Source organism: Anaerococcus martiniensis, from assembly GCF_043187485.1.
Taxonomy (GTDB): Bacteria; Bacillota; Clostridia; order Tissierellales; family Peptoniphilaceae; genus Anaerococcus; species Anaerococcus martiniensis.
In genome coordinates this window covers 1,328,166-1,341,015 of sequence record NZ_CP171106.1, presented here as the reverse complement: position 1 = coordinate 1,341,015, position 12,850 = coordinate 1,328,166, and the positions used below count along the sequence as shown (strand labels likewise).

The 12,850-nt window shown below is 29.9% G+C and carries 11 protein-coding genes; 1 reads left to right on the top strand and 10 read right to left on the bottom strand.

Annotated features, from left to right (window positions below; all coding sequences use genetic code 11):
* Positions 1-265 precede the first annotated feature (265 nt).
* From ACF3NF_RS06535 to ACF3NF_RS06510, 6 genes are all read right to left on the bottom strand, one after another.
* Positions 266-598 (bottom strand): hypothetical protein, encoded by a 333-nt coding sequence (locus tag ACF3NF_RS06535; protein WP_394022692.1) that lies wholly within the window; start codon positions 596-598, stop codon positions 266-268.
* A gap of 297 nt (positions 599-895) precedes the next feature.
* The gene (locus ACF3NF_RS06530; protein WP_394022691.1) at positions 896-2,077 is read right to left on the bottom strand and encodes a GspE/PulE family protein; all 1,182 of its coding nucleotides are present in this window, start codon (positions 2,075-2,077) and stop codon (positions 896-898) included.
* A gap of 260 nt (positions 2,078-2,337) precedes the next feature.
* The gene (locus tag ACF3NF_RS06525; protein WP_394022690.1) at positions 2,338-3,363 is read right to left on the bottom strand and encodes a hypothetical protein; all 1,026 of its coding nucleotides are present in this window, start codon (positions 3,361-3,363) and stop codon (positions 2,338-2,340) included.
* 82 nt (positions 3,364-3,445) lie between these two features.
* Entirely contained in the window at positions 3,446-4,975 is a 1,530-nt protein-coding gene (locus tag ACF3NF_RS06520; protein WP_394022689.1) for a YifB family Mg chelatase-like AAA ATPase, read from the bottom strand.
* Between the two features lies 1 nt (position 4,976).
* Entirely contained in the window at positions 4,977-5,876 is a 900-nt protein-coding gene (locus ACF3NF_RS06515; protein ID WP_394022688.1) for an RluA family pseudouridine synthase, read from the bottom strand.
* A gap of 66 nt (positions 5,877-5,942) precedes the next feature.
* Positions 5,943-7,841 carry a hypothetical protein gene (locus ACF3NF_RS06510; RefSeq protein WP_394022687.1) on the bottom strand — a complete coding sequence of 633 codons (1,899 nt, stop codon included), beginning with the start codon at positions 7,839-7,841 and terminating at the stop codon, positions 5,943-5,945.
* 151 nt (positions 7,842-7,992) lie between these two features.
* Between ACF3NF_RS06510 and ACF3NF_RS06505 the strand changes: the two genes are divergently transcribed.
* A complete protein-coding gene (locus tag ACF3NF_RS06505; protein WP_394022686.1) occupies positions 7,993-8,820 on the top strand; it encodes an exodeoxyribonuclease III in 828 nt (275 codons plus the stop codon).
* Positions 8,821-8,857: 37 nt separating this feature from the next.
* Here the strand turns inward: ACF3NF_RS06505 and ACF3NF_RS06500 are convergent, their stop codons facing one another.
* The 4 genes from ACF3NF_RS06500 to ACF3NF_RS06485 form a co-directional block, all read right to left on the bottom strand.
* A complete protein-coding gene (locus ACF3NF_RS06500) occupies positions 8,858-10,012 on the bottom strand; it encodes a hypothetical protein (RefSeq protein WP_394022685.1) in 1,155 nt (384 codons plus the stop codon).
* A 105-nt stretch (positions 10,013-10,117) separates the two neighbouring features.
* Positions 10,118-11,470, bottom strand: a complete 1,353-nt coding sequence (locus tag ACF3NF_RS06495; protein ID WP_394022684.1) for a hypothetical protein — start codon at positions 11,468-11,470, stop codon at positions 10,118-10,120.
* 221 nt (positions 11,471-11,691) lie between these two features.
* Positions 11,692-12,567, bottom strand: a complete 876-nt coding sequence (locus ACF3NF_RS06490; RefSeq protein ID WP_394022683.1) for a CAMP factor family pore-forming toxin — start codon at positions 12,565-12,567, stop codon at positions 11,692-11,694.
* 133 nt (positions 12,568-12,700) lie between these two features.
* Positions 12,701-12,835 (bottom strand): hypothetical protein, encoded by a 135-nt coding sequence (locus ACF3NF_RS06485; protein ID WP_394022682.1) that lies wholly within the window; start codon positions 12,833-12,835, stop codon positions 12,701-12,703.
* Positions 12,836-12,850: the final 15 nt, after the last annotated feature.

The following is a 12,850-nucleotide window of genomic DNA, read 5'->3' as shown; positions in this document are numbered from 1 at the left end:
ACATTATATAAGTCTGATAGTCATAGAATTGCTTTAAATAAATTTCTAAAAGAAGTGAATCTACAGGTAATATTCTTATATAATCAAATAGTATATTAAACGCATAGCAAATAAAGTAACAAATAAATAACAATAATCTTTCATACCATCTAAACAAAGATTTGGACATAATAATCCCTCATACACTTTTTTAACAATTTTTATTAGAAATTATAGCTACAATATTATAATTTAAACTAAGTTAATATTTTTCTAATAAAAGCGATTATCCATGATTCCAATAGAATTTCGTTGTATAATTTTTACCCCAACGTACCAAATCATCCCATACGCTTCCAGTCACTTTTCCTTTTTTAGCAGTTCTTTTAAGTAAAGTTTGTCCATTTCTGGTATAGGTAAAGGATGCCCAATTATATCCTGAACCTGAATAATTCCAAGCAGCTCCATTATATTTTACTTGACCAACTTCATAGTTTGATGCTCCATTCATACTATTTCCGTAACTAGCAGCATAAGCAACATTAGCCACTCCTACAATTAGAGTTAAAGCCAATAAAAACTTTACAATTTTTTTATAACTTTTAGATTTTATATTCATAATTTGATTCCTTTCTTGTAGCTATAATCCCTGTATTTATAATAACATACCCCCCCCCAACTTTTTACAACCATTTTGTTAAATTTTTTACGAAACTATAATGTTAAATATAATATCAAATAAGAAACTTAAAAAATGAGTCAAGTCCATAATATTGCGTGAAATTTACTAGCACAATATTATGGACTTGACTAAAAAAAGTTAGTTACTTAATTTAAAATATATTATTTGTATAAAATTAGACGAAAATACTACTTATCTTCGTCTAAATAAACATAAAATACCACTTCTGTAAAATCATATCTGATCATACATAACATTAATAAGTTCATCAAAGCTTGTTGAACCTTCAAAGACTTTAACTAGTCCATTGTAAACCATAGATTTAAAGTTGTTGTTTTTTGCAAATTCACTTACACTTACTAGGTCTATTTGATTGTTTCTAACCATATCCCTAAACTCATCTGTAAGAATAAAAACTTCTTCACAAGCTTCTCTTCCCCTATAGCCTTCGTTGCAATTTGGACAACCATTTGGCCTATAAATTTCTTTATTTCTATCAATATCTATATATTTTTTAGCCAAATTATATTCTAAGTCTGTCATTTTATCTGGTATTTTGCAATCACAAAGTTTTCTTACTAGGCGTTGACTAGCAACTGCATTGATAGCAGAGGATAATAAATAATTTTCTACTCCCAAATCTTTAAGTCTAATAATAGATGATAAGGCATTATTAGTATGAAGAGTTGTTAAAACCAAATGGCCAGTTATTGCAGCCCTAATAGCAATTTGCGCAGTTTCGTAATCTCTTATTTCCCCAATTAAAATTATATCTGGGTCCTGTCTAAGAATTGATCTTAGGGCCTTTGCAAAAGTAAAATCAATTTTTTCATTAATATTTATCTGATTTATTCCTTCGATGTTGTATTCTACCGGGTCTTCAACGGTTATAATATTTTCAAAATCATTATTGAGTTCTTCAAGCAAAGAATAAAGAGATGTAGATTTTCCTGAGCCAGTTGGACCAGAAAAAATAATCATTCCCGAACGATTTTTCATAGCTTCTTCTAATTTTTGCTTTGACTTTTGACTAAATCCTAGTAAATTTGCATTTTCCTTAAATTCTCCCAAAGATAAGATTCTAACTACTAATTTTTCTCCATTAATGGTGCCAATTACTGAAACTCGAAAGTCCACATTTGCATATGCTGGAATTTTTAAATTTTCATCTTGAGGTCTTCGATGCTCGCTTATATCCATATTTGCCAGAAGCTTTAGTTTTGATACAAGCATTTCATAATTTTTCCTAGTTATCCTTAGTATTTCATCTAGTCTACCGTCAATTCTAAGTCTTACTCTGCCATAATTTTCTTCAGGCTCAATATGTATGTCACTTGCTCGATAATAAAGAGCGTAGTCAAACAAGTCGTAAACAAATTTATCAATATTTTCTAATATATCACGTTGATCAAGCATAATTCTCCCGCCCAAAATTTATTCTTAATTACATTATATTATAGAAATTAAATTATATAAATAAAAAAAGCCCTAAATATTTTGGGGTTCTTAAGATTGATTTATTGAAATTTTACATTTTAAACTTTTATATTCATTCCAGATAATTTATCTAATAAACTTAGTTCTTTATTATTAATATCTTTTAAATTTGATAAAGACTCTAATTTATGAGAATCTTTCCTTGATTCAAAATAATTATTTTTTCTTATAGTTTATTGCTAATCTAAATCATTATCTAATTTATTCAAGGATGCCTTAAATTCATTTTCATTTATAGTTATATCTGAATTTAAAATTAAGTCATCATGTTGTTTTCTTAGTTCTTTTAATTCATTTTTCTTAATTTTATCTTCTTTAGGACCGTATTTTGAATTTTCTTTTTTCTTTGCGTCTTTATTTTTGTTATTTTCTAGATTATTAGAATTATTTTTCTTATTAAACTCATCTTCAACTATCTTTTTTTCAAGATTATTAGGAGTGATTTCCTCGATAGATTTACTATTTTTTATATTAGTATCTTTAATTTTTTCAATAATATTAGAATTGGATTTTTCGATAAGAGAGTTTCTAATTTCTTTATTCTCTACAATAGAATTATTTACTTTTGTTTCAATAATTTTTCCTTCATTAGTATTAGCTGACGGGTTTTGGTGCAAATTAATTTCATTTATTAAAATAGGATAATTACCATCTATTTTGTTATCTTCAAAATCATTATTATCTAATTGATATAAATATTCTATTTTGTTATCATTTTTAATAATTAATTTTTCACTCTCTGTTAGATTTTCATTACTAACAGTTAATTTGTCATTCTCTCTTGGATTATCGTTGGAGATTGTCAAATTATTCTCTATATTCTCTGGTTTAGTAGAGCTTACTGTTGGCATATTGTTTTCAGTAAATAAATTTTCTACTAAAACTGGGCTATTCTTATCTTCCAATTCGTTTTCTTGATTAATATTTAAAGATGTTTCATAATTATATCCAACGTTGCTATCAACAAACAAGGACCTTTTATTACTTTTATTTTTGTCTATAATAGTTTTTCTAAATGCAAGGCGATCTATGTCTATGCTTGCACCGTGCATGATTTTTTCTTTAACAGCAAATTCATTTATATTTACAGAGGTCTCTTCGCTAGTTTTATAATTCTGCTTTACAAAATTTTCATTTGAAAAGAGTAAATATGATAAACCCAATGATAAAACAATAACAAGACCTACTTTATTGCTTTTTTTCATAACTCTTCCGTTATTGAGATTACTTTAACTTTTTATCTTGCAGATAGACTATACCACCATTATAAAAAACATTGGCAAAATATTATTCTCCCCAATATTTCCCATCCAAAGTTCTATATCTAACTGCTTCTAAGAGGTGTTTTTGTTCGATATTGCTACTTTGGTCTAAGTCTGCTATAGTTCTAGCCATTTTTATTATTTTATTAAAACTTCTTACTGAAAAATTGTATTTATTAAAAGCCATTTTTGCTATTTTTTCAACTTCTGGGCTAAGTTTTATATATTTTTTCATCTGGGCTGTAGAAAGTTCTGAGTTTGTAGAAACTTTTTCGCGTTTATATCGGTCTTCTTGGATTTTTCTAGCTTTAACCACTTCTTCCTTGAGTTCCTTTGAAGATTTTGATGGTGTATTATTTCTCAAATCTTCGTATTTAACAGGAGATATTTCAATGTGAATATCAATCCTATCAAGAATTGGAGCAGAAATTTTATTTAAATATCTTCTAATTTCGTTTTGAGAACAGCTACATTCCTTTAAAGGATTACCATAATTTCCACAAGGACAAGGGTTCATTGCAGCAATTAATATAAAATCTGATGGATACTTTAAACTTGCTTGGGCACGTGAAATATTTATTTCTCGATTTTCAAGGGGTTCTCTAAGCGCTTCTATGGTTTTTTTATTAAATTCTGGAAACTCATCTAAAAACAAAACTCCTCTGTGGGCTAGAGAAATTTCTCCAGGTTTGGGTATGGAGTGTCCCCCACCGATTAGGGCCACTTCGCTTGCTGAATGGTGGGGTGATCTAAATGGCCTTTCATTTACTAATCTTCCCTTGTCTAATAGTCCCATTATTGAATAAATTTTAGTTACTTCAACTTTTTCATCAAAGCTCATATCTGGCAGTATGGTAGGTAGGTGTTTGGCAGAAAAAGTTTTTCCTGACCCTGGCGGTCCTATCATCAATAAATTATGGTTGCCGGCTGCAGCAATTTGCAGGGATCTTTTTAAACTTTCTTGCCCCTTAATATCAGCAAAATCCAAATCGTATTCTACTTCTTGATTTGCTTTTGACAAATCTAACTGATAGGCCTTTACTTCTTTTTCCTTGTTTATAAATGCAACTATATCGTTTAAAGTTGAAAATGGTAAAATCTCGACATCATTTATAATTGCACATTCTTCTTTATTTTCATCTGCGATTATAAATTTACTAAAACCAAGCTCTCTCATAGAAATTACCATTGCAAGGGCACCCCTAACTGGCAAAATCCTTCCATCTAAAGCAAGTTCTCCCAAAAATACATAATCATCGTAGGGATATGTGATTACTCCCATGGAATTTAAAAGTGAAACTGCTATTGGTAAATCAAGTTGAGTTCCTTCTTTTTTAAGGTCAGCTGGTGATAAATTAACTGTAATTCTACCTGGGGGAAAGGAATATCCAGAGTTACTGATGGCAACTCTTACTCTTTCCTTTGATTCTTTTATAGATGAATCTGGCAAACCAACTATTAAAAATGCTGGTAAGCCAGAGGTGATATCTGATTCTACTTCTACCAAATTTCCTGCCAAACCCAAAAGTGAGCAGGTGTTTGTTTTTGAATACATTTTATTCTCCAAGTCCTAAGACATTTTGATATTTTAAGAAAGTTTCATGGGGCTGTGCATTAAAACTAATATATTGCCCATTATTATCAGTAAATCCTAAGTAGGCACAATGTAGCAATTGATGGTCTAAATTAAAATTGGTCTTTACATTGCCATAAACTGGATCTCCCACAAGAGGATGATTTAAATGAGTCATATGGACTCTAATTTGATGAGTACGACCAGTTATAATATGGATTTTAACAAGAGAATAACCAGCTACTTCTTTTAAAACTTCATATTCACTAATGGCAACTCTTCCACTAGGACTAACCGCCATTTTTCTGCGATTATTAGGATCCCTATCCATAAAGTTTTCTATCCTGCCAGTTTTTTGCTCAAAATTTCCGTGAACAATTGCAAGGTACTCTTTGTCTACTTTTCGTGTTTCAAAAAGAGTTTTTAAATACTTGTAGGTTTCATTATTTTTTGCAATTACCATAAGTCCTGTCGTGTCTTTATCAAGCCTATGGACAATGCCTGGTCTATCCTCTCCACCCATATGAGAAAGTCCTTGATAGCCATATCTATCTAGTAAACCATTTACCAAAGTTCCAGTAATTATGGATCCAGCTGGATGTACAATTATATTTTCATCCTTATCAATTATTGCAAAATCATCATTTTCATAGATAATTTTTAAATCCATTGGCTCTGGTTTTATTTCTGGAACTTCAAAAAGCTCATCAGATATCTCAAGCTCATCACCAATTTCAAGCTTGTATGAAGGTTTGATATCTTTATTATTAACTTTTATTTTCTTATCCTTGATAAAAGTTTTTATTTTCTCCCTTGGAATTTCTTCAAATTCGTCAGAAATATATTTATCAATTCGGATATTCTCAAATGCTTCTAATATCATAACTTTATTATAGCATATATCTTTAAGCAAAAAAATTACGGGCAATTTCTTACCCGTAATTTCTATCTATTTTTTCTTTTTTAATAAATATCCGGCCCCTGCAATTATTCCAAGTAGTGGAGCTACTGGAGTAATGCCTGTATTAGGATTCCAACCCTTTACAGTTTTTGCCTTTTTGTTTTCTTTGGCAGGGTCTTTTTTGACTTCTTTTAGACCATCAGCCGCCTTTTCTAGATCACTTGCTGCTTTGTCGATATTTTCTGGACTATCCAGTGAATTCTTGGCAATCATATCTTGTGCAGTTTCAAAAGCTTTGTTGTAATCTGCTAAACTTTCTTTAGTGTAAGTTTTGTTTTTGTCATAGGCTTTTTTAGCTTTTTCAATAGCATCAATTAGTCTTCCATAATTTGGAACTTTTTCTATTTTTGTAACCTTGCCCATTTGATAAGGTGATTCATTTGAATCAACATTTTCCATGGTGACATTGTAAGTATCACCGACTTTGGCATTTGAATCTCCTAAGCTTTCAAAATCTATGGTAAATTCCTTATTCTTATATTCTATATCAGTAAGACGAGCTTTTTTGCCGCCCTTTTCGAAAATTTCTGTTAGGACAAATTGACGAGTAATAACTCCCGTTTTTTCGCTAAGTCCATCCTTAGCTTCTCTTAACTCTTTGGCAGCCTTATCAACCTCTTCTTGGGTCGCATCAGATTTATTCAAGATTTCCTTAGCATTTTCAAAAGCTTTTTGGAATCTTTTAGCACTTTCTTTTGTAAAAGTGCCATCACCTAGTACTATGTTTCCTGCTTCATCAACTCTCTTTTTAAGTTCGTCAAATTTTACATCAGCATCATCTTCATTTTTAACTTTTTCGACCTTTTCTATGACACCTATGTGACCCAGCGAATCTTTTGTGTAGGTTATCAAATACTTATCCCCGATTTGAGCCTTGTCATCTTCTAGTTCTGATAGCATTACTAGGCTTATCCCACCAAAAGAATCAGATTTTTTAAGATTGGCATCCTTACCTTCCTTGCTATCAGTGATATCAACAAGTTCAAATTCTGAAGTTTCTTTGATTTCATCCTTATTATCAAAAGTTTTCTTTACTTCATAAATCTCGCCAAATTGAGCTGGAATTGACTTAGTAGCTATTCCATTCCAAGTAATTGCGTATCTGTCACCAGCTTTTGCATTTTCATCTTTCAAATCTTCTAGGTCGATTGAAAATACATTGGTCTTATTTTCTGTTTCAAAAACTATGGCAGTCTTATTATCTTTATTTATTATAATCTCATCAATTTCAAATTCTAGACTCTCTTGATTTTCTTTTGCTAATTTTTCAACTCTAAAAATCTTACCAAATTGAGCAGGATAGGATTCTAAGGTCACACCGTCCCAATAAATAGTGTATTTATCACCCTTTTGTGGATTCTCATCACGCAAATTATCACTATTTATAAAATACTTGTTATTTTTATTACCCACTTCGGCTATAGTAGCTTCATATCCTCTTTTCTTATCACCTTCAAGTTTTTCTATTATAAAATCCAATTTTTCTGTATTTTTTGGAAAATCTTCCTTGGCCATATTTGTCGGTTTTACATACTTTTCCTTAAGACTAATATCTTCTTTTTTGATATTTTCCTTATCTAAATTAGAAAGTTTCTCTTTGCTCTTGATTTGATACATATCGTGAATATTTACATCATCTTCAAAATATTTCTTATCAAGGTCTAGATTGATCTTATTTTCAATCTCCTCTATAATAATAGAATCATCTTTGATTTCTCCTTGATAAAGCAAAGTTACACTTTTTTCTCCTACCTTGATAACTTCATAAACATATGTACGATTTTCTTCTTGTTGACTTTCTATACTTGTATTATTAGCGTAGACATTATTTCCAATTGAAAAAACAAATGCCATACTAAGGCCTAATACAAAAATTTTTTTTCTCATAATGTCCTCCTTTGTAAGTCTTTATTATATTTATTATACCCACAATATAATATTCTACATATTTTTTACAAATTTTAAGTCTCTATTCACTTGCATTTATTTACAAAAATTTTATAGTTAAAGTAAGATAGAAATTAAAAAGGAGATTAATTTGAAATTTATTTCATGGAATATAGATTCACTAAATGCAGCACTGACAGGTGATTCAAACAGAGCTGTTATGACTCGTGAAGTTATTGAAACTATAAAAAAAGAAGATCCTGATGTAATTGCGCTTCAAGAGACAAAATTACCACAAACAGGACTTTCTAAAAAACATAAAGAAAAACTAGAAGAATTTTTCCCAGATTATAATTACGTTCATGTCAATTCTGCAGAGGGAGCCCGCAAATCCTATGCAGGTTGTATGACACTTTATAAAAAAGATTTGGATTGTAATAGTAATTTCCCAATTATAGATGCCCCAGAGCCTATGGATCTTGAAGGAAGAATGGTTACTTTAGAGTTTGAAGATTTTTATTTTACTCAAGTCTATACTCCAAATGCAGGTAATGAGCTAAAGAGACTTTCTGATAGGCAAAAATGGGATAGAAGATATTCTGATTATATTGTAAAACTCGATAAAGAAAAACCTGTAATTGCAGCGGGAGATTTTAATGTTGCCCATGAAGAAATCGACCTAGCTCATCCAGAAAATAACCATATGTCTGCAGGATTTACCGATGAAGAACGTGAAGGTTTTACTTATATACTTAGCCGAGGATTTACTGATACATTTAGATACCTACATGGAAATGTAGAAGGAAAATACACCTGGTGGGCACAAAGAGTAAAAACAAGCAAGATCAATAATTCAGGCTGGAGAATTGATTATTTTTTAGTCAGCAATAGGATAAAAGATAATGTAAGTCGTTCGGATATGATTGACTCTGGCAAACGCCAAGACCATACTCCAATAGTGTTGGAAATAAATATTTAAAGCTAAAACCCTTGTGAATTAACACAAGGGCTTATTTTTATTGGTAATTTCTAATTTTTTTTGCTATGGCAATTGCTACTGCACTTGAACCTACTAGTCCAATTGATGAAAGAATTCCAGTTTTTGGGTTTTCTCCCGCCTTTTTGTTGTCCATGGATTCCATTTTTTCTTTATTCATTATATCCATTTTTGACTTTTTAAGGTCTTTTTCCCTAACTTTGCCAGCTGGTTTTACATCTTTATTATCTTCATTTTTTATTTTTGAATTTTCTTTTTTATCTTTTGCTGGCATTTTTTCTTTTGATTCAGCATCTAATTTACGAACTTTTATTTCACCGACAAATTGTGCTGGATATGATTTTGTAGCAAGGCCTGTATGGGTGATTTCTATTTTATCACCTTCCATCAAATCCATAGATTTTGCATCTTCTTTTGAAATAAAATATTTATTGTCTTTGTTGGATTTTTCGTAAATAGTATATCCACCATCTGACACATTTTCGACTATAAATGTTTCAGTAATATTATCTTCTGGTTTTTCTTCTTCTTTTTCTTCATCATCATATTTTAAAACTTCAATTATTTTTCCAAATTGAGCTGGATATGATTCTAAAATTACACCATTGTGGGTAATTTCTAATTTATCTCCAATATTTAGGTCCATATTGTTGGCTTCTTTTTTGCTGATATTGAACTTATTTTCTAAATTATTTATATCAGCTATTGTATATCCATTTTCATTAACTTTTTCAACTACAAAGTTTTCTTTAATTTGTTCTTCTTTTACGTCATCGTTTTCGTTACTATTGGATTCAACTTTTTCTATTGCAAAAATTTTACCAAATTGGGCAGGGTTTGATGGCATAATAATGTCATCGTGGGTTATTTTGAATCTGTCACCAACTTTTATATCTTTTTGGGAGAATTTTTCTTTAGCTACATTGAATTCTGCACCATTGTAAGTTGGAATCTGGTTGCCATTTAGAGTTTCAATAAATTTTAAAGTAACAGTATTGTCAAAAACTTCTATTACTTCATAAAGGTCCTCTTGATTTTCTTTTTGTTCTTTACTTTCGGATTTCATTTCCATTTTTTGATTGTTATCGTTAATTTGATTGTTCTCACTAGCTGCAAATGAGTTTACACTTGGAATAACAAGCATTGCTAGTGCTAAAGTTGCAATTTTTTTCATAAATACCTCCTTTGCTAATCTCATATTATCAAATCAGATGTTAAATCCGTGTTAATTTTTAAATAAAATAGCCCCCGAACTAACGAGGGCAAATTTCATCTATTTTTATTTTAAGTTCTTTAAAGCTCTGTTAATAATCTCATCTGATTTTTCTACATTTGCTTTTAATTCCTTTGAGATACCTTTTGATAAATTTGGAAAATCGTTAAGCAATTTTTTACCAGCATTTGCACTTATTGTGTTTAAAAATATTGATTTTGCTAGTTCTTGATCACTTGGACTTTCTAGTTTTTTATCATATTTATATTGCATCATCTTTATTATAGCTGAATCTCTACTACCAGTTTTTTTCTCTTCTTCTGTTAAAAATATTAAGAAAGCATTTTCCATAATCCCATTTGCTTTACCCATGTAATTACCAAATTCATCTCTTATACTCTCAACAGTTTTTGGAGCTTTTTCTAGTAAAATTGACGCAGCTTTAGTTTGTACTAAACTATCATACATTTTTATAGATAATTCTTTCTTTTTATCTGTCTCTTCATTTTCTAGCTTTTCAACCTTATAAATTTTTCCAAATTGTGCTGGATTTGAGCTTAAAACTTTTCCATCCCAATAAATTTTATATCTATCTTTTTCGCTTACATTTTCATCATCTAGTTGTTCGAAAGTGATAGAATATTCACTTGATTTATCAGAATTGCTATAAAGAATAGCGCTTGGCTTATTGCCATCTTTGTTTACTTCTTTAACTGTAAATTCACCGATTGTTGCATCTTCTGGAACTTCATCAGTTGGGTCATTATCAGGTTTTTTACTTTCTAGTTCTTCAACCCTATAAATTTCACCAAATTTTGCTGGAAATGATTGGAAAGCTATTCCATTCCAGTAGATTTTGTACCTATCATTTACTTTTACATCATCATCTCGTAATTGATCAGTATCAATTACATATTCAATTCTAGGATTATTTTCATCTATTAATACAGCTGTAGGTGTATTTGCCTCATTATTTACTTCTTTTACAACAAATGTTCCTACTGTTGCATCTTCTGGAACCTTGTCTACTTCTCTATTTTCTGGTTTTTTATACTTTTCGTATAAGCTTAGGTCTTCTTTGCTAATTTCTAATTCATTTAAATCTTCAGGATTTTTATTAGATTTTAATAAAATTCTATCTTTTTCATTGACCTCTTCATCAAAATATGATTTAGGTATGGTTAATTTTATATTATCCTTTAGATTTTTGCTAAATGAATTACCATCAACTTGGCCGACATATACTAGTTTAACGTTTTCATTTTCATCAATACTTAAAATTTGGAAGATGTATTCTTTCAACTCCATTTTATTTTCTGATGAAATTGGAACTATATTGTCAGTATTTTCAGCTTTAACTACTGTAGTTGGTACCAATAATAGTGAAGTAATTATTGCTACTTTTAGTGACTTTTTCATATCTTCCTCCTTGATATATTATAAGTATAAGTTTTCTTTTATACTTATGTAAAAAATACCCCGTAAAATATGATTCAACCACTTGTTAAATTATAATTTATATTTTATATTTAATCTTTAATTTTGTGATTTTTTTATTAATTTTTTATAATAAAAAACATCTAATTTTTCTACAATTAGAGGCTTTACTATGCTACTATTCTTCAATTTGGTTTATTTCATCAATTTAGGCTGAAGTCGCGTAGGTTTTTGGCTGCCTGTATATCTTTTTCAAGTCCTCTTTTTTGAATCTTGTTTGCAGATCTTTTCCCTTCTGGGATAGCTTTTACAGCTTCATCAATTTTTGCATTTAATTTCTTTGTTATTGCATTTACTTCAGCCACAGTTGATGATGTATTTATTCTTACTTCTTGGGCTTCTTTAATTAACAAATCTACATCTGCTAGTTCTGCTGGATCAAGTTTATTTTTTAGTTCCCAATTTCTAATTTGTTTTGCATTTGCCAGTGCTTTATCAAGTTTTTGTAAAGTATAGTGGGTTCTTTTTGAATCATCATTTAGTTTTGGCACTTGGCGAGCTTTTTCTAGGGATGCTGTCAAGTTTTCTGATGCTTTTTTTAGACCTTCTGCATTTTCAAATAAATCTGTTGCTTTAAGTATGGCACGTGTAACTGAAAATCCAACTATTATGTGAGCTTGTTGTTCACTATCAGCTAGTTCTGTTGCATCAGCTGTAATTGTTTCTGCTACATTTATTAGCAAGTCAATTCTTGGTATAATTTTATTTCTTAATTCAGATGCACTATTTATTCCACTTTTTACAATTTTTGTCATCAAATCAGCAGCGTGATTTAATTCTTTTAGCCAGCTTACTTGTTTGCCTCCTAGGCCACCACTTATATTTTCAAGGCTAGTAGTTAATTCTTTTAAGTAATTAATTTTTTCAACAGCTTCTTGTGATTCATTTGAATTACTTTCAGCATAGGCAACATTTGCAATTGGTGTATTTGATTTTGTTGCAATATTTGTTGCTGGTAAAATTGTATTTGTTAATATTGTGATTGATAATGCTCCAACTAATACTTTATTTTTTTTCATAATATCTCCTTACACTATGTGTTTAATCTCCAAATAGAAGCTATTTACTAAGGAGGTAAACGAAATAAAATTTATCTCTATGCTTCTATTTATAAATCATTTTTCTATACGCTTTAATTTTCAATGCTAATTTTTATGCTAGGTAATATATATCGATGATGTGCTCATCAAGGTCATCAATTGCTACTTGATTGCTTTTATTTTGGTTAAGGTTAAATGTTAGCATTAATAAAAATGCTACTACTATAGCTTTTTTAATTTTTTTCATATTACTACCTCCTTG

Excerpts from the sequence above, each read along its gene's own strand:
- ACF3NF_RS06535 (WP_394022692.1), bottom strand. The coding sequence starts at position 598 with ATGAATATAAAATCTAAAAGTTATAAAAAAATTGTAAAGTTTTTATTG.
- ACF3NF_RS06530 (WP_394022691.1), bottom strand. The coding sequence starts at position 2,077 with ATGCTTGATCAACGTGATATATTAGAAAATATTGATAAATTTGTTTAC.
- ACF3NF_RS06525 (WP_394022690.1), bottom strand. The coding sequence starts at position 3,363 with ATGAAAAAAAGCAATAAAGTAGGTCTTGTTATTGTTTTATCATTGGGT.
- ACF3NF_RS06520 (WP_394022689.1), bottom strand. The coding sequence starts at position 4,975 with ATGTATTCAAAAACAAACACCTGCTCACTTTTGGGTTTGGCAGGAAAT.
- ACF3NF_RS06515 (WP_394022688.1), bottom strand. The coding sequence starts at position 5,876 with ATGATATTAGAAGCATTTGAGAATATCCGAATTGATAAATATATTTCT.
- ACF3NF_RS06510 (WP_394022687.1), bottom strand. The coding sequence starts at position 7,841 with ATGAGAAAAAAAATTTTTGTATTAGGCCTTAGTATGGCATTTGTTTTT.
- ACF3NF_RS06500 (WP_394022685.1), bottom strand. The coding sequence starts at position 10,012 with ATGAAAAAAATTGCAACTTTAGCACTAGCAATGCTTGTTATTCCAAGT.
- ACF3NF_RS06495 (WP_394022684.1), bottom strand. The coding sequence starts at position 11,470 with ATGAAAAAGTCACTAAAAGTAGCAATAATTACTTCACTATTATTGGTA.
- ACF3NF_RS06490 (WP_394022683.1), bottom strand. The coding sequence starts at position 12,567 with ATGAAAAAAAATAAAGTATTAGTTGGAGCATTATCAATCACAATATTA.
- ACF3NF_RS06485 (WP_394022682.1), bottom strand. The coding sequence starts at position 12,835 with ATGAAAAAAATTAAAAAAGCTATAGTAGTAGCATTTTTATTAATGCTA.